27 protein-coding genes are annotated in these 25,420 nt (G+C 64.7%); 7 read left to right on the forward strand and 20 right to left on the reverse strand.

What is annotated here, in order from left to right; genetic code table 11:
- Positions 1-20: 20 nt before the first annotated feature.
- The 4 genes from BN2503_RS06620 to orn all read right to left on the reverse strand — a co-directional run bounded on the left by BN2503_RS06620 (position 21) and on the right by orn (position 5,514).
- Positions 21-1,451 carry a sensor domain-containing diguanylate cyclase gene (locus BN2503_RS06620; RefSeq protein ID WP_054255889.1) on the reverse strand — a complete coding sequence of 477 codons (1,431 nt, stop codon included), beginning with the start codon at positions 1,449-1,451 and terminating at the stop codon, positions 21-23.
- 158 nt (positions 1,452-1,609) lie between these two features.
- Positions 1,610-3,406, reverse strand: coding sequence for a DEAD/DEAH box helicase (locus BN2503_RS06625; RefSeq protein ID WP_054255861.1), 1,797 nt, complete (start codon positions 3,404-3,406; stop codon positions 1,610-1,612).
- A gap of 272 nt (positions 3,407-3,678) precedes the next feature.
- Positions 3,679-4,809, reverse strand: a complete 1,131-nt coding sequence (locus BN2503_RS06630; RefSeq protein WP_054255862.1) for a branched-chain amino acid ABC transporter substrate-binding protein — start codon at positions 4,807-4,809, stop codon at positions 3,679-3,681.
- Positions 4,810-4,938: 129 nt separating this feature from the next.
- Entirely contained in the window at positions 4,939-5,514 is a 576-nt protein-coding gene (orn, locus tag BN2503_RS06635) for an oligoribonuclease (RefSeq protein ID WP_054255890.1), read from the reverse strand.
- A gap of 37 nt (positions 5,515-5,551) precedes the next feature.
- Between orn and BN2503_RS06640 the strand changes: the two genes are divergently transcribed.
- From BN2503_RS06640 to BN2503_RS06655, 4 genes are read left to right on the forward strand one after another with little or no spacing between them, the layout of a single operon-like run.
- Positions 5,552-6,850: a M48 family metallopeptidase gene (locus tag BN2503_RS06640; protein WP_054255863.1), complete on the forward strand. Its 1,299-nt coding sequence runs from the start codon at positions 5,552-5,554 to the stop codon at positions 6,848-6,850.
- Positions 6,847-7,176, forward strand: coding sequence for a 4a-hydroxytetrahydrobiopterin dehydratase (locus BN2503_RS06645; RefSeq protein WP_054255864.1), 330 nt, complete (start codon positions 6,847-6,849; stop codon positions 7,174-7,176). The genes BN2503_RS06640 and BN2503_RS06645 overlap by 4 nt, the downstream gene beginning before the upstream one ends.
- A complete protein-coding gene (rsgA, locus tag BN2503_RS06650; protein WP_054255865.1) occupies positions 7,173-8,123 on the forward strand; it encodes a ribosome small subunit-dependent GTPase A in 951 nt (316 codons plus the stop codon). The genes BN2503_RS06645 and rsgA overlap by 4 nt, the downstream gene beginning before the upstream one ends.
- A 14-nt stretch (positions 8,124-8,137) precedes the next feature.
- Positions 8,138-9,796, forward strand: a complete 1,659-nt coding sequence (locus tag BN2503_RS06655; RefSeq protein ID WP_054255866.1) for a SulP family inorganic anion transporter — start codon at positions 8,138-8,140, stop codon at positions 9,794-9,796.
- A gap of 6 nt (positions 9,797-9,802) precedes the next feature.
- On the opposite strand, the gene hisC is transcribed toward BN2503_RS06655, so the two are convergent.
- The 7 genes from hisC to rpsP form a co-directional block, all read right to left on the reverse strand.
- Positions 9,803-10,885: a histidinol-phosphate transaminase gene (hisC, locus tag BN2503_RS06660; protein ID WP_054255867.1), complete on the reverse strand. Its 1,083-nt coding sequence runs from the start codon at positions 10,883-10,885 to the stop codon at positions 9,803-9,805.
- Between the two features lie 79 nt (positions 10,886-10,964).
- Positions 10,965-11,927, reverse strand: coding sequence for a CobD/CbiB family protein (locus BN2503_RS06665; RefSeq protein WP_054255868.1), 963 nt, complete (start codon positions 11,925-11,927; stop codon positions 10,965-10,967).
- A gap of 149 nt (positions 11,928-12,076) precedes the next feature.
- Complete coding sequence (locus BN2503_RS06670) at positions 12,077-12,772, reverse strand: CoA pyrophosphatase (RefSeq protein WP_054255869.1); 696 nt, start codon at positions 12,770-12,772, stop codon at positions 12,077-12,079.
- A gap of 69 nt (positions 12,773-12,841) precedes the next feature.
- Positions 12,842-13,225: a 50S ribosomal protein L19 gene (gene rplS, locus BN2503_RS06675; RefSeq protein WP_054255870.1), complete on the reverse strand. Its 384-nt coding sequence runs from the start codon at positions 13,223-13,225 to the stop codon at positions 12,842-12,844.
- A 120-nt stretch (positions 13,226-13,345) separates the two neighbouring features.
- Positions 13,346-14,113: a tRNA (guanosine(37)-N1)-methyltransferase TrmD gene (gene trmD / locus BN2503_RS06680; RefSeq protein WP_054255871.1), complete on the reverse strand. Its 768-nt coding sequence runs from the start codon at positions 14,111-14,113 to the stop codon at positions 13,346-13,348.
- A gap of 12 nt (positions 14,114-14,125) precedes the next feature.
- Entirely contained in the window at positions 14,126-14,695 is a 570-nt protein-coding gene (gene rimM / locus BN2503_RS06685; protein WP_054255872.1) for a ribosome maturation factor RimM, read from the reverse strand.
- Positions 14,696-14,773: 78 nt separating this feature from the next.
- The gene (gene rpsP / locus BN2503_RS06690; RefSeq protein ID WP_054255873.1) at positions 14,774-15,028 is read right to left on the reverse strand and encodes a 30S ribosomal protein S16; all 255 of its coding nucleotides are present in this window, start codon (positions 15,026-15,028) and stop codon (positions 14,774-14,776) included.
- A gap of 133 nt (positions 15,029-15,161) precedes the next feature.
- Here rpsP and BN2503_RS06695 point away from each other — a divergent pair, with 133 nt between their 5' ends.
- Together BN2503_RS06695 and BN2503_RS06700 are read left to right on the forward strand one after the other, a co-directional pair.
- On the forward strand, positions 15,162-15,689 hold the full coding sequence (locus BN2503_RS06695) for a GNAT family N-acetyltransferase (RefSeq protein ID WP_054255874.1): 528 nt from the start codon (positions 15,162-15,164) through the stop codon (positions 15,687-15,689).
- Positions 15,686-16,132 (forward strand): hypothetical protein, encoded by a 447-nt coding sequence (locus BN2503_RS06700; RefSeq protein ID WP_054255875.1) that lies wholly within the window; start codon positions 15,686-15,688, stop codon positions 16,130-16,132. Before BN2503_RS06695 ends, BN2503_RS06700 begins: the two co-directional genes overlap by 4 nt.
- 55 nt (positions 16,133-16,187) lie before the next feature.
- Here the strand turns inward: BN2503_RS06700 and BN2503_RS06705 are convergent, their stop codons facing one another.
- The 9 genes from BN2503_RS06705 to BN2503_RS06745 all read right to left on the reverse strand — a co-directional run bounded on the left by BN2503_RS06705 (position 16,188) and on the right by BN2503_RS06745 (position 24,321).
- A complete protein-coding gene (locus BN2503_RS06705) occupies positions 16,188-17,198 on the reverse strand; it encodes an inorganic phosphate transporter (protein WP_054255876.1) in 1,011 nt (336 codons plus the stop codon).
- Between the two features lie 28 nt (positions 17,199-17,226).
- Positions 17,227-17,874, reverse strand: coding sequence for a DUF47 domain-containing protein (locus BN2503_RS06710; protein ID WP_054255877.1), 648 nt, complete (start codon positions 17,872-17,874; stop codon positions 17,227-17,229).
- Between the two features lie 127 nt (positions 17,875-18,001).
- Positions 18,002-18,364, reverse strand: coding sequence for a DMT family protein (locus tag BN2503_RS06715; RefSeq protein WP_054255878.1), 363 nt, complete (start codon positions 18,362-18,364; stop codon positions 18,002-18,004).
- A gap of 83 nt (positions 18,365-18,447) precedes the next feature.
- Positions 18,448-19,176, reverse strand: coding sequence for an ABC transporter ATP-binding protein (locus BN2503_RS06720; RefSeq protein ID WP_054255879.1), 729 nt, complete (start codon positions 19,174-19,176; stop codon positions 18,448-18,450).
- Positions 19,177-19,189: 13 nt separating this feature from the next.
- Entirely contained in the window at positions 19,190-19,972 is a 783-nt protein-coding gene (locus tag BN2503_RS06725; RefSeq protein WP_054255880.1) for an ABC transporter ATP-binding protein, read from the reverse strand.
- Between the two features lie 21 nt (positions 19,973-19,993).
- On the reverse strand, positions 19,994-21,070 hold the full coding sequence (locus tag BN2503_RS06730) for an ABC transporter permease subunit (protein WP_054255881.1): 1,077 nt from the start codon (positions 21,068-21,070) through the stop codon (positions 19,994-19,996).
- A gap of 13 nt (positions 21,071-21,083) precedes the next feature.
- Positions 21,084-22,013: a branched-chain amino acid ABC transporter permease gene (locus BN2503_RS06735; protein WP_054255882.1), complete on the reverse strand. Its 930-nt coding sequence runs from the start codon at positions 22,011-22,013 to the stop codon at positions 21,084-21,086.
- A gap of 253 nt (positions 22,014-22,266) precedes the next feature.
- On the reverse strand, positions 22,267-23,574 hold the full coding sequence (locus BN2503_RS06740; RefSeq protein WP_054255883.1) for a replication-associated recombination protein A: 1,308 nt from the start codon (positions 23,572-23,574) through the stop codon (positions 22,267-22,269).
- A gap of 81 nt (positions 23,575-23,655) precedes the next feature.
- A complete protein-coding gene (locus BN2503_RS06745) occupies positions 23,656-24,321 on the reverse strand; it encodes a phage integrase N-terminal SAM-like domain-containing protein (RefSeq protein WP_434799879.1) in 666 nt (221 codons plus the stop codon).
- Positions 24,322-24,565: 244 nt separating this feature from the next.
- On the opposite strand from BN2503_RS06745, the gene BN2503_RS19950 reads away from it, so the two are divergent.
- Positions 24,566-24,763: a DUF1010 domain-containing protein gene (locus tag BN2503_RS19950; protein ID WP_074930167.1), complete on the forward strand. Its 198-nt coding sequence runs from the start codon at positions 24,566-24,568 to the stop codon at positions 24,761-24,763.
- Positions 24,764-25,420: the final 657 nt, after the last annotated feature.

Consider the following 25,420-nt stretch of genomic DNA (forward strand, 5'->3'; position numbering starts at 1 on the left):
CGCGTGGACGGCTGCCTGCGTCAGCACCGCGGGTGGCGGCGGTCGATCTCGCGCTCCTGGTAGTAGCGCGCCTTTTCGGCATACATGGCCTGGTCGGCACGGTGCACGGCGGCCTCGATCGACTCCCCCTCCTGGCAGCAGGCAATACCCATAGACAAGCCAACCGCCTGCCCCGGGTAGAACTGGTTGTTCAGCTCCAGCAAGGACAGGATGCGCTCCTGCACAGCCAGTGCCCCACGTTCATCGGTAGCGGGCAGCAGCACCATGAATTCATCACCGCCAATGCGTGCAGCACAGGCCGGCGCGTCGACCGCCTTGGCCAGCACCTCGCCCACGCGGCGCAGCATGGCATCGCCCGCGCCATGGCCGTGTTCGTCGTTCGCTTCCTTCAGGCCGTTCATGTCCATGGCCAGAATCGCCACCGGCCAGGGGCCCTTGCGCGCGAGACGGTTGAGCTCCTCCATGTAATAGGCCCGGTTGCGCAGCTGCGTCAGCACATCGTGCTTGCCCAGATACTCCAGGTAAGACTCTGCCTTCTTGCGCGCCGTGATGTCGACGAGCGAGATCAGCACCAGCCCCCAATCCTGCGCATGGCTGTCGAGCACGGCAAACTGCATGTGAATGTTGAGCAGATCCCCGGACAGTGCGTAGTTGACCACCTCGCGCTGCTGCACCAGCTTGCCGTCCCACAGATCCTGCAGCTGCTCGGCAAAGGACTCGCGCATCTCGCCGCGGAAAATTTGGTTGATCCGCCCAAGCAGTTCGGCTTTGTCGGCGGCGCCAAACATGGCGAGGGTCTGCCGGTTGACGTCGATGACGCGGATCTCCTGAAGGCAGCGCGTGACGAACTCCGGATGCACTTTGAGGAAAGTGGCAAAGTCGCGAATGCCCTGGGCGCGCACTTCATCCAGCAGGTGCCGGATATGGCTGAAGTCCTCGACCCACAGCGACACCGGAGAGTGCTCGAAAAGGTCACGCGCATAACGCTCGCTGCGGCGCAGGCGCTCGGCACCCTGCACTTCGGCGGTGACATCCTCCAACGACACCAGCACCCGCCCCCAGTGCTCTTCGTGGCCTGGCAGGATGCGCGCATGGATTTGCACGTCCAGGCGACGCCCGTCGAGGGTGTAGTTCACCGTGCGGTTGGAAAACTCCAGCGCTCCGTGCCACAGCGCCGCCAGCTCATCGATCAGGCGCGCATGCATATCCCCCCGGAACACCTCGTCGAGCCGGTCTATCAGCGTGGCCTGATCGGGCGCTGCGAAAAGCACCAGGGTGCGTTGGTTGACCCGTAGCACCTTCAGTGCGGCGCTGCAGGCGCCCAGCCGCTCCGGGTCCCCCGTCAAGTGCGCGCGAATGTCGCTCACGCCCTCCGCCCTCCAGCGCGTGAACAGCTGCCGCAAGGCGCTGTAATCCTCAAGCCAGAGCGAGACAGGGGCAAGCTCGAACATGTGTTCGTAGTCCACGCTGGATACAGGGAAAGAAGTCACCGGGCACCTCCGCCGCACATTATCGTGAGCCACCGTGAGCAGCAGCGCGCTCCGCAGGGGAATGAGCCAAAAAAAACCGGCCTCGAAGGCCGGTCTCCCTGCGCTGCGCCCGCAGGCGCTCAGCGTGCCGAATGCGGCGTGCGCTTGCGTGCGTCGTGGGGCACGAAGGGCTTGGCACCACCCGCCTGCTTGTTAAAAGCCGGCTTGCCGCGCCCACCACCCCAGTCACCGCGCGGTGCGGCCGCCTCGGGGCGACCAAAGCCGCCGCGCGCGCCTTCACCAAATCCGCCCTTGCGGCCATAGCCCTCGTTGTCACGGCGGCCACCACCGAACCCGGCACGGTCACCACCAAATCCAGGGCGGTCCCCAAAGCCACGCGGCGCGCCCTGGCCGTCAGACATGCGGGGACCGCGCGCTGCACGGTCACCAAAGGCCGGACGGCCTTCACCACGGCCAAAGCGGCGGTCGCGGCTGTGGTTCTCACGGCCTTCACGTCCGCGGCCGTTACCCTCTGGGCGGCCTTGCGGGAAGCGCTGGGTGGGCTCCATGCCTGGGATCACCTCCGCCTTGAACGGCTGGCGACTGTAACCTTCGATGTCGAAGATTTTGCGGCGGTCGCGGAACTCGGCGAACGTGACGGCCAAGCCGTCGCGGCCGGCGCGGCCTGTGCGGCCAATGCGGTGTGTGTAGTCCTCGGCCTTCATGGGCAGACCGAAGTTGAACACGTGGGTGATGGTGGGCACGTCGATGCCACGCGCTGCCACGTCCGTGGCCACCAGGATCTGCACCTGGCCGTTGCGCAGCGCCATCAGGCGGCGGTTACGCAGACCCTGGCTCAGTGCGCCGTGCAGCGCCACGGCCGAGAAGCCGTCCTGCTGCAGGTCATTGGCAAGACCATCGCACTCCATCTGGGTGCTGGCGAACACAATAGCCTGGTCGATGGAGGCGTCGCGCAGCCAGTGGTCAAGCATCTTGCGCTTGTGTTGCGCGTTGTCGGCCCAGAACAGCACTTGCTTGATGTTGGCATGCTTTTCCTGGGGCGAGTCGATGGTGACCTTCTGCACCGCCGAGCCGTTGTCATGCATCACGCGCATGGCAAGCTGCTGGATGCGCGGCGCAAAGGTGGCGCTGAACATCATGGTCTGCTTGCGCTGTGCGGTGAGCTGGTTGATTTCGGCCAGATCGTCGGAAAAGCCCAGGTCGAGCATGCGGTCTGCCTCGTCGACCACCAGGAACTGCACCTGATCGAGCTTGATTTGCATCGAGCGCTGCAGATCCAGCAGGCGACCGGGCGTGGCAACGACGAGGTTGGCGTTTTGCAGCTTGGCGATCTGCAGTTGGTAAGGCATGCCGCCCACCACGTTCGCCACACGCAGGCCCTTGCAATGGCGCACCAGATCGATGGCATCGTGTGCCACCTGTTGTGCGAGTTCGCGTGTCGGGCACAGGATCAGCGCGCCCGGCACGGCGGCCTTGAAGTGGCGCGGGTTGGTCGGGTCCTTGCGACGCGCACGCTTGGGCGCAGCCTCGCCACGGGCAGCGGCCTCAGCGCACAGGCGCTCGTATTCAGCACGTTCGTTCGCCTGCTGCTCTGCCTGCTGGCGCACCAGGGTGTGCAGCACGGGCAACAGGAAGGCGGCGGTCTTGCCGCTGCCGGTCTGGCTGGAGACCATCAGGTCGATGAAGTTTTCGCCTTCCACGCCCATGGCCATGGGAATGGCTTTTTCCTGGACAGCGGTGGGCTGGGTGTAGCCCAGATCGCGAACGGCCTGCACCAACTCGGGGGCAAGGCCCAGACGCACGAAGCCCTCGGGCAACGCAGCGGGAACGGAAGCAGCCGCAGGGGCCAGGTTTTCAAGAGGCAAGGAGGTATCGGCAGGCGCGGCGTCGCCCTGCATAGCAAGCATGTCGGTCATGGTTTCTCACGCAAAACGGGCAACCGCAGGCGCTACCTGCGGCGGCTTCGTTTAATGGTTCAACAACATCAACCATCAAACGAAACCACAGGGCCGCAGCGGACGGCCAGGGTGGGCAATGATTGCTACATGCGACAGCGTGTGCGCCGCAGGCAAGGCCCGGTGAGTGAAGGGAGATGCACAAAAAAATTGCACCACCTAGGGCGGTGCAATCTCGCAATTATGACACGACTGGGGTTTTCCCGCAAATCATGCAGGGCGCCCCCTCAATATCAATAGCTGGCAAGCGGCTTGGCCTTGCCGCCTTCAAACGTCATCACAACCACGGGCGCCTTGATGCGGTTACCCTTGTCGTCATAGGCATATTCACCCATCACGCCCTTGTGGGCGTTTTGGTGGATGTACGCCCCCACCTTGGCAGGGTCGATAGAGCCGCTCTTCTGCATGGCCTCGCCGATGTTGATGACTTGGTCGTAGTAGAACGGGCTGTACACGTCGGGGTTCTGGCCAAAGCGCTTAGCGAACTTTTCCTGGAACGCTTTGGCACCGGCGTCGCTGTCCATCAGCATGCCAGCGTAGGCGCAGTACACCACGTCGTTCACGGCGTCGCCACCGAGCTTGCCCATCTCGGGGCTGCACAAGGTGTCGCCACCGAGCAGCTTGGCACGTACGCCCAGCTGCTTCATCTGGCGTGCCATGGGCGCTGCCTGGGGCGCGTAGCCGCCGTAGAAGATGGCCTCGGGCTGCTTGGCCTTGAACGTGGTCAGGATGGCCATGAAGTCCGTGGCCTTGTCATTGGTGAACTCGCGCCCCGCCACCGTCATGCCAAGCTTCTGCGCTTCCTTGGCGAACTCGTCAGCCAGCCCCTGGCCGAAAGCGGTGCGGTCGTCGATGACGCCAACCTTCTTGGCCTTGAGCACGTTGGCCGCGTAGGCCGCCATGCTGGCACCGGCCTGCACGTCGCTGGCGACGATGCGGAACAGGTTCTTGTAGCCCGACTGCGTGATCTTGGGGTTGGTGCCCACTGTGGAGACCAGGGTGCCACCATTGTCATACACGCGCGAGGCGGGAATAGTCACACCAGAGCAGTACGGGCCCATGACGTAGCGCACGCCAGAGTCGACAAACTTCTGCGCCACGGCCACACCGGTCTTAGCGTCGCACTGGTCATCCTCGGAGACCAGTTCAAACTTCAGCGTCTTGCCACCCACGCTGATCTTGCGTGCATTCAGTTCCTCGATGGCCAGGCGCACACCGTTGTCGTTGTCACGGCCGGCAAAAGTGTTCGGACCCGAAAGGGGACCGCTGTGGCCAATTTTGACCACCTGCTCCTGGGCCGAAACGGCCGCACAAGCCAGGGCGGCAGCGGTAGCAAGAAGGGATTTGAACGAAAGCAATTGCATGGCGTGTCTCCGGTAAAAGAATGCGCAAATGAACCCAGGCGCCAAGCGGGTTGCCCAGCGCCTCGGGAGGGGTCTGGATACAGACAGCGGCGGATTATCGCCGCACGCGCCACTGCTGCGGCCCGCTTCTCACACCGACAGCAGGTGTGTGCGGTAGTGCGCCAGCTCGTCGATGGACTCGTGCACATCGGCCAGCGCCGTGTGCTTCTGGGCTTTCTTGAAGCTGTTGTAGGCCTCGGGCTTCCAGCGCTTGGCCAGCTCCTTGAGCGTGCTCACGTCGAGGTTGCGGTAATGGAAAAAGGCTTCCAGCCGCGGCATGTACTTGACGAGAAAGCGCCGGTCCTGGCCAATGCTGTTGCCACACATGGGCGCCGTGCCCTTGGGCACGTACTGGCTCAGGAAGTCAATGATCTGCTGCTCGGCCTCGGCCTCGGTGATGGTGGAGGCGCGCACTTTGTCGATCAGGCCGCTTTTGCCGTGGGTGCCCTTGTTCCAGGCATCCATCTGGTCGAGCTGGGCGTCGCTCTGGTGAATGGCGAACACCGGGCCTTCGACACGCGGCTCCAGGTTCGGGCCGGTGACGATGACGGCGATCTCCAGCAGGCGGTCGGTCTCGGGCTCAAGGCCGGTCATTTCGCAATCGAGCCAGACCAGGTTCTGCTCGGATTTGGGCAACACAGGGGTGGGGGTAGAGGGTTCGGACATGGCCGGCATTGTCGCCCATCCCCTACACTCCCCGCGCATGCCCCCACGTGATACCTTGCCGCCCTCGCTGGCGCTGTCCCTGCTGTTCGCCCTGGCGCTGTGCGCCGGGCTGATGATCAAATTCTGGCTCGCCTCGCGCCAGATCCGCCACGTGGCGCGGCACCGCGCCCAGGTTCCGGCACCCTTTGCCGAGCGCATTCCCCTGGCGGCCCACCAAAAGGCCGCTGACTACACCCTGGCCAAGGCACGCCTGGGCCTCCTTGACATGGCGCTGGGCGCCGCCGTGCTCGTAGGCTGGACGCTGATGGGCGGGCTGGATCTGCTGAACCAGGCCCTGCTGGGCTGGCTGGGCGGCGGCATGGCGCAGCAGTTGGCGCTGCTGGCGGCTTTCGCGCTCATCAGCGGGCTGATCGACCTGCCGCTGTCGCTGGCGCAAACCTTCGGTGTGGAGCAACGCTTCGGCTTCAATCAAATGACGTGGAAGCTCTGGCTCTCCGACCTGCTCAAGTCCGCACTGGTAGGCACCCTCATCGGGCTGCCCATCGCCGCGCTGATCCTGTGGCTGATGGGTGCCGCCGGCCCCCTGTGGTGGCTCTGGGCCTGGGGCGCCTGGATGGGGTTCAACGTGCTGCTGATGTGGATCTACCCCAGCTTCATCGCGCCGCTGTTCAACCGGTTCCAGCCGTTGCAGGACGAGGCGCTCAAGGCCCGTGTCACGGCCCTCATGCAACGCTGCGGCTTTGCCGCCAAAGGCCTGTTCGTGATGGACGGCAGCCGCCGCAGCGCACATGCCAATGCCTACTTCACCGGCTTCGGCGCCGCCAAGCGCGTGGTGTTCTACGACACGCTGCTGCAGCAGCTCACCCCGGCCGAGGTCGAGGCCGTCCTGGCGCACGAGCTGGGCCACTTCAAGCACCGCCACATCGCCCAGCGCATGGCGGGACTGTTCGCGCTCAGCCTGGCGGGCTTCGCGCTGCTGGGCTGGCTGTCCACACGCGGCTGGTTCTACACCGGCCTGGGCGTGGTACCCAACCTCTCACTCGACGGCGCTGCGCCGAACGACGCACTGGCGCTGCTGCTGTTCCTGCTGGCCGTGCCCGTGTTCAGCTTCTTCATCGCCCCGCTGATGGCCCAATGGTCGCGCCGCCATGAGTTCCAGGCCGACGCCTACGCCATGGCCCAGGCCGACGGCGGCGCCCTCGCTTCGGCGCTGCTCAAGCTCTACCAGGACAACGCTTCCACGCTCACGCCCGACCCGCTGTACGTGAAGTACTACTACTCGCACCCGCCGGCCACCGAGCGGCTGGCGCGCCTCCCCTCCCCTGCACACGCATGACTACCATGTTCCCGAAAAAAGACTGGTCAACCCAGGAACGGCGAGCGCTGACAGCTATCGAAATTGAAGCAAACCTGGCACAGCATCCGGGCTGGCAACTGCACGCAGGCGCCCTTGAGAAAACCTACCGCTTCGCCAACTACCACGAGACCATGGCGTTCGTGAATGCGGTGGCCTTCATCGCCCACGCGCAGGACCACCACCCCGACCTGTCGGTGCACTACGGCCGCTGCGTGGTGCGCCTCAACACGCACGATGTGCAGGGCATCTCGGGCACGGATTTCGAGTGTGCGGCGCGCATCGACGCGCTGCTGGCCGCTCCATGAGCGCGCGTGAAGGCCTGGTGGTGGCCAGCCACGGGCGCCACTGCGTGGTCGAAACGCCCGACGGCGAACGCCGCATCTGCCACCCGCGCGGCAAGAAAAGCCAGGCCGTGGTGGGCGACCAGGTGCGCTGGCTCGCGCCGCCCCCCGGCCAGGGCGACGAAGGCACCATCGAAAAAGTGCTGCCCCGGCGCAACCTGTTCTACCGCCAGGACGAAATCCGTACCAAGTCGTTCGCAGCCAACCTGGACCAGGTGCTGATCCTGATCGCTGCAGAGCCGGTGTTCTCGGAGAGCCAGCTCGCACGCGCCCTGATTGCCGCCGAGGCCGAAGGCATCACGCCGCTGATCGCGCTGAACAAAAGCGACCTGGTGGAGCCCTTCGCGCGCGCCTGGGAACGGCTGCTGCCCTACCGCCACATGGCCGGCAAGGCGGGGCCAGGCAGCCACCACTACAACGTGCTGCCGCTGTCCCTGGCGCAATCGGGCGAAGCGGACCGCGCCGCGCTGCTGCAGCACCTGCAAGGCAAGGCCACGCTGGTGCTGGGCCCATCGGGCGCGGGCAAGAGCACGCTCATCAACCTGCTGGTGCCGGGGGCTTCGGTGCTCACGGGCGAAATTTCGCAGGCGCTCAACTCCGGCAAGCACACCACCACGAGTACCGCCTGGTACTGGGTGGACCAGGCGCGCACCACCGCGCTCATCGACTCGCCCGGCTTTCAGGAGTTCGGCCTGCGCCACCTCGCGCCCACCGATCTGGCACGCTGCATGCCCGACATCGGCGCACACGCGAACGCGTGCAAGTTCTACAACTGCACGCATCTGCATGAGCCCGGGTGCGCGGTGCAATTACAGGTCGAATCGGACTCCAGGCCAGGCACGATAAGCGCTAACCGCTACAAAATTTATAAAGAACTATTCGCGGAGTTGAGCGAGGCGCCGCGCTACTGAAGAGAGGTACTGCCATGGCGCGAGCCGCCCCGATGTTGTCCTTCCGTCCGCGCTTGCTGGACGCGCTGCGCGGTTACGACCGCGCCCGCTTCGTACAGGACTTCGGCGCGGGCCTGACGGTCGCCGTCGTCGCGCTGCCGCTGGCCATGGCCTTCGCCATCGCCTCCGGCCTGCCGCCCGAGGCAGGGCTGTTCACCGCCATCATCGCGGGTTTCCTGATCTCCGCGCTCGGCGGCAGCCGGGTGCAGATCGGCGGACCGGCGGGTGCGTTCATCGTCATCGTCTACGGCATCGTGCAGCAGTACGGCGTGGCCAACCTCATCCTCGCCACCGCGCTGTCGGGCGTACTGCTGTTCCTCATGGGGGTGCTGCAGCTGGGCACGCTGGTGCGCTTCATCCCCGTGGCCGTGGTCATCGGCTTCACCAACGGCATCGCAGTGCTGATCGCGCTGTCGCAGGTCAAAGACTTCCTGGGCCTCTCCATCGTGAAGATGCCGGGCGACTTCTTCGGCATGCTGGGTGCGCTGTACCAGCACCTGTCTACCCTCAACCCCTGGGCCACAGGGGTGGCCGCGGTGTCGCTGGCAGTGGTCGTGGGCTGGCAACGCTGGCTGCCCGCATGGCGCCACCCCTGGGCCAGCGCGCTCGCGCGCGTGCCCGGCTCCATCGTCGCGCTGGTGCTGGCGACCGCCGTGGTCGCGCTGTCGGGCATGCCGGTCGAGACCATCGGCAGCCGCTTCGGCGGCATCCCGGCCGGACTGCCGGCCTTCACCCTGCCCGACTTCAGCTGGGAGTCAGCGCGCCACCTGCTCATGCCGACGATCACGCTGGCGCTGCTGGGCGCGATCGAGTCGCTGCTGTGCGCGCGCGTGGCCGACGGCATGGTCAATGACCGCCACGACCCGAACCAGGAGCTGATGGCGCAAGGCGTTGCCAACTTCGTCACGCCGTTCTTCGGCGGCATGCCTGCCACGGGCACCATTGCGCGCACCGTGACCAACGTGAAAAGCGGTGCCACGAGCCCCGTCGCGGGCATGGTGCACGCGCTGGCACTGCTGCTGGTGATGCTGGTGGCCGCGCCGCTGGCCGGGTCCATCCCGCTGGCCACGCTGGCGGCAATTCTGATGTTCGTCGCCTGGAACATGGGCGAATGGCGCGAATTCGCACGGCTGAAAACCTACCGCCTGCCCTACCGGGTGACGCTGGTGTCCGTGTTCCTGCTGACGGTGGTTTTCGACCTGACGGTAGCGGTGGAGTTCGGCATCTTCGCCGCCTGCCTGACCTTCATCTACCGCATCTCCAGCCTGTCGCGGGCCGAGCCGATCGGCTCCGACGACCTGCCTGTACTGGCCGGGCACGACGCGCGTGTCCAGGTCTGGCGGCTGTATGGCGCGCTCTTCTTCGGTGCCACCAAGCTGCTCGAGGCGATGGAAGACCACCTCCCCGCCCAGGCGCTGGTGCTGGATTTGAAGAACGTCATCTACGTCGATTCGACCGGCGCCGAGGCGCTGGAGAACCTGGCCCATGCCTGCGCAACGCACGGTGTGCGCCTGATCGTCTCGGGCCTGATGGGCCAACCGCTCGACATCCTGCGCCGTACCGGACTGTACGAGCAGCTGCAGCCCGAGCTGCAGCCCGACGTCGCCCGTGCAGCGGCGGCCGCGGTGGCGTGAGCGCCGCTACACCAGCGCCCGCAGCGCCTGCACCAGCGCATCGCACTGTGCGGGCGTCCCGACGCTGATGCGCAGGTACTGGGCGATGCGCTCAGGCCGGGCGAAATGGCGCACCAGCACAGCGCGCTCGCGCAGCTGCGCCGCCAGCGTGGCCGCATCATGGTCCGGGTGGCGCACGAAGAGGAAGTTGGCCTGCGAGGGCAGCACCACAAAGCCCAGATCCTCCAGCGCCAGCAGCAGCCCCTCGCGGCTCTGCGCCACGGCACGGCAGGTTTGTTCGAAATACGCTTCGTCCTCGTAGGCGGCGCGTGCGCCAGCCTGGGCCAGACGGTCCAGCGGATAGGAATTGAAGCTGTCCTTGACGCGCTCCAGTGCATCAATCAGCGGCCGCTGGCCGAATGCCACGCCCACGCGCAGCCCGGCGAGCGAGCGCGACTTGGACAGCGTGTGCACCACCAGAAGGTTGGGGTAGCGCGCCACCAGGCCCACGGCGCTCTCGCCGCCGAAGTCCACATAGGCTTCATCGACCAGCACCACGCGCTGCGGGCAGGCCTGCAGCAGTTGCTCGATCCGCGCCAGGGGCAGGCCGATGCCGGTTGGCGCATTCGGATTGGCCAGCACGACGCCGGCACACGCCCCCTGCGCGGAGCGCGCGGCCAGCTGGTCCACGTCGATACCCAGGCCGGCATCCAGCGGCTGCAGCTCGGCGGCGATGCCCCACAGGCCGCAATACACGCGGTAGAAGCTGTAGGTGATGTCGGGCATCAGCAGCGGGGCGCCCGCATGCTGGAAGAACGCGAAGAAGGCATGCGCCAGCACTTCATCCGAGCCATTGCCCACAAACACCTGCCCCACGTCCAAGCCATGCCGTGCCGCAATGGTTTCGCGCAAGGCCAGCGACTGCGGGTCGGGGTAGAGCTGCAGCCCCTGCTGCGCGGCCTGCGCAATGGCAGCCAGCGCGCGCGGCGATGGCGGATAGGGGTTCTCGTTGGTGTTGAGCTTGACCAGGCCGGGAATGCGGGGCTGCTCGCCCGGCACATAGGGCTGCAACCCGGCCACCACGGGGCTGCAGAGCGAAGAAACAGACATGCGCGGAACTCCTGATTTCATAGCTTCCAGCGCTTATCCAGAAAGGGCTGGAGCCCGATTTAACTCAAAAAAGGCAAGCTCAGCCAAGCAGGCGGGCCAGCGTCAACAGCGCCAGCAGCAGCATCCACACCACCACCGAGCGCCAGACCAGACCGACGACGCTGCGCAGGTGGCCTACCTCGGGCTCGCGCCCGGGGGTGATGCCGCTGTCGCCCTCGCTGGCAGCGGCGCCATCGGCCTCGACACGCGAACGCAGGGCCTCGCCGCCCAGGCGCACGTTGATGGCGCCCGAGGTGGCGGCGAGCAGCACGCCGTCGTTGTCGTTGGGGAAGTTCTGGGCATGGAAGCGCCAGCCTTCGATGGCTTCTTCGAAATTGCCGACCACGGCAAAGCTCAGCGCCGTCAGCCGCGCGGGCAGCCAGTCGATCACCGTCCAGGCCCGGGCCGCCGACTGCTGCAGGGCGGTGCTGCCTTTGTCGGCCTTGTCTTCGTCGTAATAGCGCGCGGCAAACTCGGCCAGACGGTAAAGCACCGCTCCGGTGGGCCCCATGCCCAGTGCCGCCAGGATGGAGAACCAGCCCAACACGCCAAACACATGGCGGTGCGCGGCAATGACCGAGTACTCGATCACATGGCGCACGATCTCGCTGCGCGGCAACTGCCCCACTTCGACCTGCTGCCAGTGCGCCAGCGCGGCGCGTGCAGCGTCTTCATCGGCCGACTCCAGGGCATCGCGGATGCGCGTGAAATGGTGGCTGAACTGGCGAAAACCCAGCGTGATATAGAGCACCGCGACGTTCCACAGCACCGCCAGGGGCCAGCCCACGCCCCACAGCAACAGCCAATGGATGCCCAGCGCCACCAGTGCCGGCAGCACCACCGTCAGGCCCCAGGCCACCCAGCCATGGTGCTGGCGACCCGCGTCGAAATTACGGCGCACCGAAAACGCCCACGCACGCACACCGGCGTGAATGGGATTGATGCGGGACAGGGGGCGCGCCTGCTCGATCAGCAGAGCGAACAGGATGGCGAAGAAACTCATGGGCGCCAATCATACTGGCGCCGCCCGCACGGCCTGCGAAGCGCTCCCGCATACGGGTTTGCATTCCATCGGATACCTAGGCGGGAAGCCGCAGACAGTGCTGTCGCACGGCAAGGCGAACCAACGACGTTGGTAAAGGCCAACCCCTATCAGGCGCGCATGAAACGGTAGAAATTACGCAGCATGCCCGCCGTAGCGCCCCAGATGAAGCGGTTCTTGTCCCCGTCTTGGTAGGGCATGGAGAACCATTCGCGCCGCACGCCGCCCCACTCCACCACATGGTGGCGGTGGTGCGCCGGGTCGAGCAGAAAGGCCAGCGGCACCTCGAACACGTCAGCCACCTCGTGCGGGTTGGCCTGCAGCGCGGCATCGGGCCGCACCAGGCCCACGATGGGCGTAATGATGAAGGACGAGCCCGTGACGTAGGTGGACAGCGGCCCCAGCACTTCAACGCAGCCCGGGTCGAGCCCAACCTCTTCCTGCGCCTCGCGCAGCGCCGTGGCGGCGGGGCTGGCATCTTCGGGGTCGGCGCGCCCCCCCGGAAAGGCGATCTGCCCGGAATGCGTGGACAGGTGCGCCGTGCGCTCGGTCAGCAGCACCATGGGCTGGGCGCGCAGCACGATGGGCACCAGCACCGAAGCCTGCGCGGGCTCGCGCTGCATGAATTTCTTTTCCAGCACCACTTCGGGCTGCCAAGCCGGCGGCGCAGCAAAGCGCTGGCGCAGGGCTGCAGGCGTCTGGTCCTGCAGTGGCACGGCGGGCAGATCCACATCGACGCGCGCCACGGGTACGCTGCGCGGATCGAACGCAGGCAAGGGGGTGAAGGCGGGGGCAGGCTGGGTCACGCTCAGACAATAAAAAAGCCGCTACAGGGGCACTGTAGCGGCTGTGCAGGAAGACTGCAGACGCGGTGCTTATGCAGCAGCCACGGGCGCGGCCTTGCGGGCCGGCAGCTTTTCCTTGATACGGGCCGACTTGCCGCTGCGCTCGCGCAGGTAGTACAGCTTGGCGCGGCGCACATCGCCACGGCGCTTGACTTCGATCTTGGCGATCAGCGGGCTGTAGGTCTGGAACGTACGCTCCACGCCTTCGCCGCTGGAGATCTTGCGCACGGTGAAGCCGCTGTTGAGGCCACGGTTGCGCTTGGCGATCACCACGCCTTCATAGGCCTGCACGCGCTTGCGGTTGCCTTCCACCACGTTCACGCTCACGATGACGGTGTCGCCGGGCGCGAATTCGGGGATTTCCTTGTTCAAGCGGGCGATTTCTTCCTGCTCGAGAGTCTGGATCAGATTCATGGTTGCATCCAACGATCTTGTCCGCGCCAGGATTGGCATGCGTCGGGATTGACGGTGTGTGGCTGCGAGCACCTTGAGAGCACTTTGCAGCGGCCGGCCAGAGGATCGAAAAGCCTTTGATTATAGCTTGCCGGGCAAATTTGCCAAAACGGCTTCATCCTGGCGCGACAGCCGCCCTTGCGCGCGGGCCGCAGCAATCAGATCGGGCCGGTGGCTGGCCGTGGCCTGCAGGCTCTGCGCACGGCGCCAGCGTTCGATCTCGGCATGGTGGCCCGACAGCAGCGCGGGCGGCACTGCCTGGCCGCGCCAAACCTCAGGGCGGGTGTAGTGCGGGCAGTCGAGCAGCCCATCAAGCTCTGGATTGAAGCTGTCGAACTGGTGGCTGCCAGCGTCGTGCAACACGCCGGGCTGCAGCCGCGTCACAGCGTCCAGCAGCGCCATTGCCGGAATCTCGCCGCCGGACAGCACGAAATCGCCCAGGCTGATCTGCCGCTGCACCTCGGCGTCGATAAAGCGCTGATCCACCCCTTCGTAGCGCCCGCACAGCAGGATGGCGCCCGGGCCCTGCGCCCACTGCGCCACGCCCTCGTGGTTCAGGCGCTCGCCTATGGGCGAGAACAGCACCAGCGGCGCCTGCGCGTCCAGCGCTTCGGCCCGGTCGGCGCGAATGGCGGCCAGGCAGCGCGCCAGCGGCTCGGCCAGCATCACCATGCCAGGGCCGCCGCCGAAAGGACGGTCGTCGACGCGGCGGTAGTTGCCCTCGGCGAAGTCGCGCGGGTTCCACAGGTGCACCGCCACCTGGCCACTGGCGTAGGCGCGTCGCGTCACGCCGCTGGCCAGGAACGGTGCGAACAACTCGGGAAACAGGGTGATGAGGTCGAAGCGCATGGGTGCGCTGGCTCAGTAATCGGGCTGCCAATCGACGGTGATCGACTTGCCGGGCAGATCCACCTTGTCCACAAAGGCAGAGACGAAGGGAATCATGCGCTCGCGCGCCTTGCCGTCCTCTTCATAGGCGAGTACCAGCACGGTCTGCGGCCCCGTCGACAGCAGTTCACGCACCCGGCCCAGGGCCACACCCTCGCGGTTGACCACGTCCAGGCCGATCAGATCCACCCAGTAGTACTCGTCCTCGGCGGTCTGCGGAAAAAAGGCACGCGAGACAAAAATGCGTGCCCCACGCAGCGCCTCGGCGGCATTGCGGTCCTCCACCCCCTGGGCGCTGGCGACAATGGCATCCGAGTGCGTGCGCGTCTGGCGCGGCTCCAGCAGCACGGTGCCGCTGAAGGTCTTGGCGCCCTTTTCGGACGGCTGCAGATACCACTGGGGTGCTGCGAACAGCGCTTCAGGGCTGGCGCTGTGCGCCTGCACCTTGAACCAGCCCTTGACGCCCCAGGCATCGGCAATGCGGCCCACCTCTACCGCATCAGCGGGGAGTTCGGCCGGCTTGAGTGGAGGAAAGGAAGACATGACGCTCTGGAAAAAGAAAAAGGCGGGGCCGCCAGTATCTACTGACGGCACCCGCCCCTGGAGGGCCTGAAAAAAGAATCAGGCGGCTGCCTTCTTGGCGGCTTGCTTGGCCAGGCGCTCGACGGTGTCGGACGCTTGGGCGCCCACGCCGAGCCAGTAGGCCAGACGATCTTGAGCAATGCGCAGACCTTCCTCGCCATCCTTGGCCAGGGGGTTGTAGAAGCCCAGACGCTCGATGAAGCGGCCGTCACGGCGCACGCGCTTGTCGGCGACGACGATGTTGTAGAACGGACGGGCCTTGGAGCCGCCGCGGGAGAGTCGAATGACGACCATGATTTATCCTTCGGGTGGAGAACATGCAGCACCTGCTGCCGTTCCATATTCTTGCGGCGTTTGAGACACGCGACTTGGCCACCCGGCCAGCGACACGCAGCAAAGCCGCCAATTATAGCCAGTTCGTTTTTCGATGCCACATATCCGCGCCAGCCGCGACGCAGACGTCGCCGCCATCACAGCCATCTACGCCCACCACGTGCTGCACGGCACCGGCACGTTCGAAACCGAGCCGCCCAGCGCCACCGACATGGCCGCGCGCCGCGCCGATGTGCTGGGCAAGGGCCTGCCCTACCTCGTGGCCGAGCACGACGGACAGGTACTCGGCTTCGCCTACTGCAACTGGTTCAAGCCACGCCCGGCCTACCGCTACTCGGCCGAAGACTCGGTGTATATCCTCGATTCAGCGCGGGGCCAGGGCCTGGGCCGGCTGCTGCTCAGCGCGCTGTGCGAGGCCGCGCAGGCTGCGGGCGTGCGCAAGATGCTGGCGGTGGTGGGCGACTCGGCCAATGCCGGCTCCATTGGCCTGCACCGCACCTGCGGCTTCACCCACGCAGGCACGCTGCGCTCGGTGGGCTGGAAGTTCGGCACCTGGCTGGACGTGGTGTTGATGGAAAAGCCCCTAGGCGAAGGCGACGCCAGCCCGCCTGCGGCGCCATGAAGAGCAAGACCCTGGCCACCTGGCTGGCCTTCCTCGGCGGGCCGCTGGGCCTGCACCGCTTCTACCTGCATGGCGCGCGCGATCTGCTCGGCTGGCTGCTGCCCCTGGTAACGGGGTTGGGCATGTACGGCATCGCGCGTGTACAAGCGCTAGGGCATGACGACCCGCTGAGCTGGCTGCTGGTGCCGCTGCTGGGTTTCACGGTGGCAGGGTGTGCACTGCGCGCCATCCTCTACGGTCTGACGCCGACCGCGCGCTGGAACGCACGCTTCAACCCTGAGCACCCGGCCGATGAAGCTGCTGGCGCCACGCACTGGCTCACCGTGATGGGCATCGCGCTGTCACTGATGGTCGGCGCCGGCATGCTCATGGCGAGCCTGGCGTTCAGTTTTCAGCACTATTTCGAGTACCAGATCGAGGAAGCGCGCAAGATTTCACAATGAAATCAGACTCCAACGCTTGCCTGGCAAGCGCTGGAAGCTATGAAAACCGCAGCAATCAATACAGCTGCAGGCTGACCCAATAGGCAATCGCCGCGACAAACGCGCTGGCCGGAATGGTCAGAATCCAGGCCCAGACGATGTTGCCCGCCACCCCCCAGCGCACGGCGCTGGCGCGCTGCGTGGAACCCACACCAACAATCGCACCGGTGATGGTATGGGTGGTGGACACGGGAATACCCAGCATGGTGGCCAGGAACAGCGTCATGGCGCCACCGGTTTCGGCGCAGAACCCGCCCACGGGCTTGAGCTTGGTGATCTTCTGGCCCATGGTCTTGACGATGCGCCAACCGCCGAACATGGTGCCCAGGCCGATGGCCGCATAGCAGGACACGATGGTCCAGGTCGGCGGCGAAGCGTCGCTGGCCGAGGCATAGCCCGTGGCGATGAGCAGCAGCCAGATGATGCCGATGGTCTTCTGCGCGTCGTTGCCACCGTGGCCCAGGCTGTAGGCGCCGGCCGAGAGCAGTTGCAGGCGACGGAACCACTTGTCCACCTTGTTCGGGCGGGTGCGGCGGAAGATCCAGGCGACGACCACCATCATGACCGAGCCAAGAATGAAGCCGAGCAGCGGCGACACGAAGATGAAAGCCACGGTCTTGAGGATGCCGCCTGCCACCAAGGCGTTGGCGCCCGACTTGGCAATGACTGCACCGACGATGCCACCGATCAGTGCGTGCGAGGAGCTGCTCGGAATGCCGTAGTACCAGGTGATGACGTTCCAGGTAATGGCGCCGACCAGCGCCCCGAACACCACGTGCGTATCGACCACCCCGGGCTGAACGATGCCCTTGCCGATGGTGGCGGCCACGCTCAGGTGGAAGATGAAGATGGCGACGAAGTTGAAGAAGGCCGCAAACAACACGGCCTGCGTGGGCCGCAGCACGCCCGTGGAGACCACGGTGGCGATGGAGTTGGCGGCGTCGTGGAAGCCGTTCATGAAGTCGAACACGATGGCCAGCGCCACCAGCACGACCACGACCCATAGCGCGGTTTGTACCGTTTCCATGGTGAAAAGAGCCTTTACGCGCGAGGCGTCAGGAGTTTTCGAGGATCACGCCCTCGATGAGGTTGGCCACGTCCTCACACTTGTCGGTGATGGTCTCGAGCAGCTCGTAGATGGCTTTGAGCTTGATGAGCTCGCGCACGTCGGTTTCCTCGCGAAACAGCTTGCTCATGGCGCTGCGCAGCACGCGGTCGGCATCGCCTTCGAGGCGGTCGATTTCCTCGCAGGTCTTGAGGGCGGCTTCGGCCACGGCGGGGTCGGCGATCTTGTCGAGCAGCTTGACGGCGTCGCGCAGGCGTTCGCTGCAGCGCAGGCACAGGTCGGTCAGGCGCGCGATCTCATCGGTCATGGCGCGGATGTCGTACAGCGCCATGGCCTCGGCCGAGTCCTGGAACAGGTCGGCCACGTCGTCCATGGTGTTGATGAGCGAGTGGATCTGCTCGCGGTCGATGGGCGTGATGAAGGTCTTGTGCAGCAGGCGGTTGACCTCGTGCGTCACGCGGTCGGCGGCGCCTTCGGCGCTGTCCACGGCCTGGTGGTACTTTTCACGCAGATGCAGGTCGCCGTAGTTGGACACCAGCAGAGAGAACGCCTGCGCCGCTTCGACGATGCGCTCGGCATGCTGGTTGAACATTTCAAAAAAATTGCCTTCGCGCGGCAACAGCTTGCCAAACAGCATGAGGGTTCCTGGTGGGTGTGGTCGGAAGGGGTAGTCAGAGACCAGCGCAATTTGTGTCATTCGTATGACAAATGCACCAAGCCTGCGAGTTTAACCGGGCGGCCGCGCCCCTCTGGGTGGGTAGCCGTCAGGCGTTGCGGAAAATGAAATACACCGCCCCCACCATGCACAGCCCGGCCCAGAGGTAGTCCCACTTGAGCGGCTGCCCCAGATAGACCACCGAAAAAGGCACGAAAACCGCAAGGGTAATGACCTCTTGCAAGATCTTCAGCTGCCCTACGTTGAACTGCGTGAACCCAATGCGGTTGGCCGGCACCTGCAGCAGGTACTCGAACAGGGCGATGCCCCAGCTCACCAGCGCCGCCACGTACCAGGGCGCGCTGGCGAGGTTGCGCAGGTGGCCGTACCAGGCGAAGGTCATGAAAATGTTGCTCAAGAGCAACAAAAAAACCGTCTGGACCGATACGGGCAGGGATTGCAGAAAAGTCATGGCGACGGGTATTTTAGGTGCCAAAAAGGCATCTAGCCCAATACCATCAAGCGCAAGCAGCTATCAATTAAGAAGCACGCCCTTCACTCGCCCAGGTACGCCGCACGCACGCGCGGATCGCTCAGCAGCTCCTGGCCCGGCCCGGTCATGGTGATCACGCCCGACTCCATCACGTAGCCGCGGTCGGCAATGGCCAGGGCCCGGCTGGCGTTCTGCTCCACCAGCACGATGGTCACGCCCAGCGCGTACACGTCGCGCACGACCTCGAAAATCTTGTCCACCATGATGGGCGACAGGCCCATGGAGGGCTCGTCCAGCAGCAGCACCTTGGGCTGGCTCATCAGCGCCCGGCCCATGGCCAGCATCTGCTGCTCGCCGCCCGACATGGTGCCGGCCAGCTGGTCCTTGCGCTCACGCAGGCGCGGGAAGATGGTGAACATCTTCTCGATATCGGCCTGAATGCCGGCGTTGTCGTTGCGCGTGTAGGCGCCCATGAGCAGGTTCTCGGTGATGGTCATGCGCGCGAACACACCACGCCCCTCGGGCACCATCACCAGCCCTTCCTTGACCAGATCCCAGGCGCCGCGGCCCTTGATGCTGCGGCCCAGGTACTCGATGTCGCCGTCGTTGGCGATGAGCGAGGCGGTGACGGCCTTCATGGTGGTGGTCTTGCCAGCGCCGTTGGAGCCGATCAGGGTGACCAGCTCGCCCTCGCGCACTTCCATGTCCACGCCTTTGACGGCCTGGATGCCACCGTAGGCCACCTTCAGGCCCTTGATCTGCAATAGAACTTTGTCGGATTTCTCGGCCATTTTTTTCGGTCCTTCAGTGCCCGCCGGTGCCCAGATAGGCCTCGATCACTTTTTCGTTCTTCTGCACTTCGGCAGGGGTTCCTTCGGCAATTTGCTTGCCGTAGTCGAGCACCGTCACGCGGTCGCACAGGCCCATCATCAGCTTCACGTCGTGCTCGATGATGAGGATGGTGCGGTTGTCGTTGCGAATGCGGTCGATCAGCTCGCGCAGCATCACCTTCTCGGTGGCGTTCATGCCAGCGGCCGGCTCGTCCAATGCGATGAGCTGCGGGTCGGTGGCCAGAGCGCGCGCGATCTCCAGGCGGCGCTGGTCACCGTAGGACAGCGTGCGCGCCTTGAAGTCGGCGTACTTGCCGATGCCCACATAGTCGAGCAGCTCCTGCGCGCGCTTGGCAATCGCGGCCTCCTCGGCCTTGAACCCCTTGGTGCGGAAGATGGCGCCCAGCAGGCCGGAATGCGTGCGAATGTGCCGCCCCACCATCACGTTCTCCAGCGCCGTCATGTCGGCGAACAGGCGAATGTTCTGGAATGTGCGCGCAATGCCCGCCTTGGCCACCAGGTGCACGGCGTGCGGCGCGTAGGGCTGGCCGGCCAGCTCGAAGCTGCCGGTGTCGGGGGTGTACAAGCCGGTGATGACGTTGAAGAACGTCGTCTTGCCCGCCCCGTTGGGGCCGATCAGGCCGTAGACCTGGCCGCGCCGGATGGTCATGCCCACGTCGGACAAGGCCTGCAGGCCGCCAAAGCGCTTGGAGATGCCCGCGACCTTGAGCACCACTTCTTTCGATGTATCTGCCATTTCTTGCTCTCGGTGGTGGGGTCAGGACTTCTGTTCCAGGCTCTTGCCATGTTCGGGCGCAGGCCACAGACCACGCGGGCGCAGCAGCATCACGACGATCATGGCCAGCGCAATCAGCAGCTGGCGCAGGATGGCAGCGTCCAGGCGCCCATCGGTCATCTGCTGCAGCGGGCCGGCCACGTAGCGCAGCACCTCGGGCAGCGCCGACAGCAGCACCGCCCCCAGGATCACGCCCGGAATGTGGCCGATGCCACCCAGCACCACCATGGCCACGATCATGATCGACTCCATCAGGCTGAACGACTCGGGCGAGACGAAGCCCTGAAAGGCACCGAACATGGCCCCAGCCACGCCGCCGAACGACGCGCCCATGCCGAAGGCCAGCAGCTTCATGTTGCGCGTGTTGATGCCCATGGCCTTGGCGGCGATCTCGTCCTCGCGGATGGCCATCCAGGCGCGGCCGATGCGCGAGTCCTGCAGGCGGTAGCAGACGATGATGGTGAACACCACCAACACGAGGAACAGGTAGTAATACAGCGTGACCGAGGCGATATCGAAGCCGAAGATCTCCTGCCGCTTGGCCAGGTTCAGGCCGAATACCGTGACCGAGTCGATCTGCCCCAGGCCCTTGGGGCCGTTGGTGATGTTGACCGGGTGGTCCAGGTTGTTCATGAAGATGCGGATGATCTCGCCGAAGCCCAGCGTGACGATGGCCAGGTAGTCACCGCGCAGCTTGAGCACCGGAATACCCAGCAACACCCCGGTGCACGCCGCCAGCACCAGTGCCACGGGAATCACCATCCACAGCGACATGTGCAGCCCGTCCGGGAAATTGGCGGCGAACCAGGCGAAGTTCTCCGTCAGGTGCGGCGAGGCCAGCAGGCCGAACATGTAGGCGCCGACGGCATAGAACGCCACGTAGCCCAGGTCGAGGAGGCCAGCGTAGCCCACCACGATGTTCAGGCCCAAGGCCAGCATCACATAGAGCAGCGCCAGGTCGGCGATGCGCACCCAGGCGTTGCCGAAGTACTGCAACACCAGCGGCAGCACCAGCAGCGCCACGGCGCCCAGAATCCATTGAATCTTGTTGTTTTTCATGGTCGTTGGCTCCTCAGGCGCGGTCGGCCACGCGCTCGCCCAGCAGGCCCGAGGGACGCAGCGTGAGGATGATGATGAGCACGATGAAAGCGAAGATGTCGGTGTAGTGGCTGCCCAGCACGCCCCCCGTGAGGTCACCGATGTAGCCCGAGCCGATGGACTCGATCAACCCCAGCAAAAGGCCGCCGACAACGGCGCCCGCCAGGTTGCCAATGCCGCCAAACACGGCCGCCGTGAAGGCCTTGAGGCCAGGCAGGAAACCCATGGTGTGCTGCACCGTGCCGTAATTGGACGCCCACATGATGCCGGCGATGGCCGCCAGCACGGCGCCGATGATGAAGGTGGCCGAAATCACCATGTCGGGCTTGACGCCCATGAGCGCGGCCACGCGCGGGTTCTCTGCCGTGGCACGCATGGCGCGGCCCAGGCGGGTGTAGTTCACCAGGTACACCATGGCCCCCAGCGCCACCGCCGTGACGGCCAGGATCAGCACCTGCGTGGACGTGATGACCGCGCCGCCAATTTCAAACGGCGTGGTGGGCAGCAGGGTGGGATAGGGCTTGTAATTGGGCTTCCAGATGATCATGGCCAGCGTCTGCAGCAGCAGCGACATGCCAATGGCCGTGATCAGCGGCGCCAGGCGCGGACTGCTGCGCAGCCGCTTGTAGGCAATCTTCTCAATCGAGAAATTCAGCGCGGCCGCCACCACACAGGCGATGAGCGTGGCCAGCAGCAAGATGACCCAACCTGGTGCACCAGGCATGGCCTCTTGCATCATTCCGATGCAGCTCCAACTGGTCAGTGCGCCGATCATGAGCACTTCCCCGTGGGCAAAGTTAATGAGCTGGATGATGCCGTACACCATGGTATAGCCCAAGGCTATCAAGGCGTACATGCTGCCGAGAACCAGACCGTTGATGATCTGCTGCAGCAAAATGTCCATAAAAAAGTCCTTCGTTCGTGACGTGCGCGCCTTGCCAACACCTGCGGCGTTGGCATCTTGTGCGCCCCCAGCAGTGTCTAGCAAAAAACCCGCCAGGCTTCTCTGCGCGGGTTTGCAACAAATTCTAGCCAGTGCGCCAAACCTGCCCCCGTCCGTGCGGACGGGGTTTTCCCGGGGATTTGCGTAGCATCAGGAGTCCACGAAAAACATCAGCAGCGCTAATGGAAGCCGAAATTCTTGCTATGCGAACTTATCATTCGCCAGCGCGTGCGGCGGCATTGCGCGCGCGCAGTTCATCAAGCTTCTGCGCGATCTTGATCTCCAGCCCCCGGTCCACCGGCCGGTAGAAGCCCGGCGGCTCCATGCCCTCGGGCAGGTAGTTTTCCCCTGCGGCGAAGCCGCCCTCCTCATCGTGGGCGTAGCGGTAGCCCTTGCCGTAGTCCAGCTCTTTCATGAGCCGGGTTGGTGCGTTGCGCAGGTGCATGGGCACCGGCCGGGTGCCATCTTGCTGCACAAAGGTGCGCGCCAGCTTGTAGGCCATGTAGCCGGCATTGCTCTTGGGCGCCACCGCCAGGTAGATAACCGCCTGCGCCAGCGCCAGCTCGCCCTCGGGGCTGCCCAGGCGCTCGTAGGTCTGCGCCGCCTCGCCTGCGATCTGCAGCGCACGCGGGTCGGCCAGGCCGACGTCCTCCCAGGCCATGCGCACGATGCGCCGGGCCATGTAGCGCGGATCGGCACCGCCATCGAGCATGCGTACCAGCCAGTACAGCGCGGCGTCGGGGTCGGAGCCGCGCACCGACTTGTGCAGCGCGCTGATGGTGTCGTAAAACTGCTCGCCGCCTTTGTCATAACGGCGCATGCGCTCGCCCAGCACCTGCAGCAGCCAGGCATCGGTGATGGTTTCCACCTTCGCCTGCTCGGCGGTGACGGCAAGCGTCTCCAGCGTGTTCAGCAGGCGCCGCGCATCACCGTCGGCATAGGCGATGAGGCGCTCCAGCGCTTCGCTTTCGATAGCTGGTAGCGCTTGCAGGGCCTGGGCTTTAGCCACTATTTGCTTCAAATCATCGGCCGCGAGCGGTTGCAGCACGTAGACCGTGGCACGCGACAGCAGCGCCGAGTTGACCTCGAACGAAGGGTTCTCGGTAGTGGCGCCGACGAAGGTAAACAGCCCGCTTTCGACGTGCGGCAGAAACGCATCCTGCTGGCTCTTGTTGAAGCGGTGCACCTCATCCACAAAGACGATGGTGCGCTGCGGCACCAGGCCGTCGCGCGCGCGCTCGGCCTGCTGCACGGCGTCGCGGATGTCCTTCACCCCGCCCAGCACCGCGCTGATGCTGATGAACTGCGCATCGAACGCCTCGGCCATCAGCCGCGCAATGGTGGTCTTGCCCACGCCCGGCGGCCCCCACAGGATGCAGCTGTGCGGCCGCCCCGACTCGAACGCCAGCCGCAGCGGCATGCCAGGCCCCAGCACATGCTGCTGGCCAATTACCTCGCCCAGGGTGCGCGGGCGCAGGCGTTCGGCCAGGGGCTGGTGGGAAAACGGGGAAGCGTGACTCATAGCGCATCGAGCGGGCTCGGCACGCCGCGCCCGCCCTTGTTCAGAACATGGGGGTAGATCATGGTGGTATTCAGAACGTGTTCACGCTCTCACATCCTTGTGGCCCAGCAATTCCTGCACGATACGGATGTCGTAACCCGCTTGCAGCACGCGAGCCCGCTCCAGTTGCTCGCGCAGCGGCGCCAGCAGGATCTCGGGCAGCACTGTCACCCGGTCCTTGTTGCCCTTGCCCTCGCGCACGACCAGCTCACGCCGCTCGAACTCCACATCCTTCACGCGCAAGCGTAACGCCTCAAGAATGCGCATGCCCGTACCGTACAGCAGCGAAGCCACCAGCCACTGCGTGCCCTGCAAGTGCAGCAGCAGTTCGCGCACCTCGCGCTGCGTCAGCACCACCGGCAGGCGGCGCGCCTTCTTGGCCGAAACAACCTCATCCAGCCACGGCAAGTCTTGCTGCAATACCTCTTTGTAGAGAAACAGAATGGCGGCCTTGGCCTGGTTCTGCGTGGAGGCGGACACATTGCGCGCCACAGCCAGATGGGTGAGAAAGGCCGTGACCTCCGGCGCCCCCATCTCGCGTGGATGGCGCTTGCCATGGAACAGAATGAAACGGCGTGCCCAATCCACGTAAGCCTGCTCGGTGCGAATGGAATAGTGCAGCACCCGAATGCGCTGGCGCAACGAATCCAGCAACTTGGGCGGCTGCGACGCGGCGAGAACAGGTGGGGTGGAGGGCGCATCCATCATCCGTGGAATTTTAGGCGGCCTAAATTACCGCCGCCATGGGGTTGGCTTAGGAGATTTTGTGCTGCGCGCTTGACTTAGGCCGCGCCGGGTCAGTAGCATGCGGTTGTCTAAATCTAGTTAGCACCACTGAAAAACCCCTTTATTCAAGCTCATGCTTATTCAAACGGCATTCAGTTTCTCAAGCGTTGTGCAGCGCTGGGTTTGCCGTTTCTCTGGGCTTCGCCTGTCGGCTTGGTGCCGGTTTATGGTCTTTTTGGCCTCTGGACCTTGTGTAGCAAGCACAAGCAGCTATTGTTTTGGTAGTGCTGCGCTGCCTCGGTGGCTCCGTGCTTTTTCGCAGTTAGCGCCCGTCGCCAAATTCAGGTTATCCGTTTCGGCTTCTGGCTCTAACATTTCGGTCAAGCCGACCCGCCTACGGCGGTCGGCTTACCTCGCCCGTTAGGTCAATCATGAATAATAATTTTCCATTGATACTCACATTAATTGGAGCACTCATCGCTTTAATTCCAGCAAAAATTCTTCTTCGATTTGACAGGCAATCAGGCTACAGGCTGTACAAAAGTGCACCCAATGAGGAAATTGGGTTAAAGCGAGCGAAACTTTTCTATAGAATTTTTGGTGCAATCTTAGCTATTGCTCCTTGGATACTTTTCCATTTTTTCTACAAAACAGGCACCTAACCCGGCTACAGGGACTTCCCGCTAATTCAACCAATCATGCCGGGGCTTTTTTCCTTTGATTCGATATTGACTCCTCTCGCGACAGTGAGTGGGACGTATTGATCGAAGGCGACACCATGCAAGGACAGACTGCACATCTACAGGCGGGCTTGTTTCGGTGGTGTTCACCGAGGCCCCAGATACGAACCGCTCAGCAGGACTCCATTCGTTCGCCGTGGTCGGGGCTTGCGCCATGCCACGCCCGAGTTATCGAGTTCACCTGCTGCCGGTCTGACCTGTGGAGAGCATCTTCGAGCGCACGTCCAGTGGGGAAGGGATACCGTTGTTTGGCGGTGTGTAGCGGCTCAAGCCGCCATGGGCACAGCTTGCCGCGCGGCCCGCTCATGCGGCGTCAGCGGCACGTGTTCGGGGTCGAACGT

This window comes from Paenacidovorax caeni (assembly GCF_001298675.1).
GTDB lineage: Bacteria > Pseudomonadota > Gammaproteobacteria > Burkholderiales > Burkholderiaceae_C > Paenacidovorax > Paenacidovorax caeni.

Excerpts from the sequence above, each read along its gene's own strand:
- BN2503_RS06645 (WP_054255864.1), top strand. The coding sequence starts at position 6,847 with ATGACTACCATGTTCCCGAAAAAAGACTGGTCAACCCAGGAACGGCGA.
- BN2503_RS06625 (WP_054255861.1), bottom strand. The coding sequence starts at position 3,406 with ATGACCGACATGCTTGCTATGCAGGGCGACGCCGCGCCTGCCGATACC.
- BN2503_RS06640 (WP_054255863.1), top strand. The coding sequence starts at position 5,552 with ATGCCCCCACGTGATACCTTGCCGCCCTCGCTGGCGCTGTCCCTGCTG.
- BN2503_RS06725 (WP_054255880.1), bottom strand. The coding sequence starts at position 19,972 with ATGGCAGATACATCGAAAGAAGTGGTGCTCAAGGTCGCGGGCATCTCC.
- BN2503_RS06630 (WP_054255862.1), bottom strand. The coding sequence starts at position 4,809 with ATGCAATTGCTTTCGTTCAAATCCCTTCTTGCTACCGCTGCCGCCCTG.
- BN2503_RS06745 (WP_434799879.1), bottom strand. The coding sequence starts at position 24,321 with ATGATGGATGCGCCCTCCACCCCACCTGTTCTCGCCGCGTCGCAGCCG.
- BN2503_RS06720 (WP_054255879.1), bottom strand. The coding sequence starts at position 19,176 with ATGGCCGAGAAATCCGACAAAGTTCTATTGCAGATCAAGGGCCTGAAG.
- BN2503_RS06705 (WP_054255876.1), bottom strand. The coding sequence starts at position 17,198 with ATGGAAACGGTACAAACCGCGCTATGGGTCGTGGTCGTGCTGGTGGCG.
- rpsP (WP_054255873.1), bottom strand. The coding sequence starts at position 15,028 with ATGGTCGTCATTCGACTCTCCCGCGGCGGCTCCAAGGCCCGTCCGTTC.
- BN2503_RS06700 (WP_054255875.1), top strand. The coding sequence starts at position 15,686 with ATGAAGAGCAAGACCCTGGCCACCTGGCTGGCCTTCCTCGGCGGGCCG.
- rsgA (WP_054255865.1), top strand. The coding sequence starts at position 7,173 with ATGAGCGCGCGTGAAGGCCTGGTGGTGGCCAGCCACGGGCGCCACTGC.
- BN2503_RS06735 (WP_054255882.1), bottom strand. The coding sequence starts at position 22,013 with ATGGACATTTTGCTGCAGCAGATCATCAACGGTCTGGTTCTCGGCAGC.
- BN2503_RS06710 (WP_054255877.1), bottom strand. The coding sequence starts at position 17,874 with ATGCTGTTTGGCAAGCTGTTGCCGCGCGAAGGCAATTTTTTTGAAATG.
- BN2503_RS06715 (WP_054255878.1), bottom strand. The coding sequence starts at position 18,364 with ATGACTTTTCTGCAATCCCTGCCCGTATCGGTCCAGACGGTTTTTTTG.
- BN2503_RS06620 (WP_054255889.1), bottom strand. The coding sequence starts at position 1,451 with ATGTTCGAGCTTGCCCCTGTCTCGCTCTGGCTTGAGGATTACAGCGCC.
- orn (WP_054255890.1), bottom strand. The coding sequence starts at position 5,514 with ATGTCCGAACCCTCTACCCCCACCCCTGTGTTGCCCAAATCCGAGCAG.
- BN2503_RS06740 (WP_054255883.1), bottom strand. The coding sequence starts at position 23,574 with ATGAGTCACGCTTCCCCGTTTTCCCACCAGCCCCTGGCCGAACGCCTG.
- BN2503_RS19950 (WP_074930167.1), top strand. The coding sequence starts at position 24,566 with ATGGTCTTTTTGGCCTCTGGACCTTGTGTAGCAAGCACAAGCAGCTAT.
- rimM (WP_054255872.1), bottom strand. The coding sequence starts at position 14,695 with ATGTCTTCCTTTCCTCCACTCAAGCCGGCCGAACTCCCCGCTGATGCG.
- hisC (WP_054255867.1), bottom strand. The coding sequence starts at position 10,885 with ATGTCTGTTTCTTCGCTCTGCAGCCCCGTGGTGGCCGGGTTGCAGCCC.
- rplS (WP_054255870.1), bottom strand. The coding sequence starts at position 13,225 with ATGAATCTGATCCAGACTCTCGAGCAGGAAGAAATCGCCCGCTTGAAC.
- BN2503_RS06655 (WP_054255866.1), top strand. The coding sequence starts at position 8,138 with ATGGCGCGAGCCGCCCCGATGTTGTCCTTCCGTCCGCGCTTGCTGGAC.
- BN2503_RS06665 (WP_054255868.1), bottom strand. The coding sequence starts at position 11,927 with ATGAGTTTCTTCGCCATCCTGTTCGCTCTGCTGATCGAGCAGGCGCGC.
- BN2503_RS06695 (WP_054255874.1), top strand. The coding sequence starts at position 15,162 with ATGCCACATATCCGCGCCAGCCGCGACGCAGACGTCGCCGCCATCACA.
- trmD (WP_054255871.1), bottom strand. The coding sequence starts at position 14,113 with ATGCGCTTCGACCTCATCACCCTGTTTCCCGAGTTGTTCGCACCGTTC.
- BN2503_RS06730 (WP_054255881.1), bottom strand. The coding sequence starts at position 21,070 with ATGAAAAACAACAAGATTCAATGGATTCTGGGCGCCGTGGCGCTGCTG.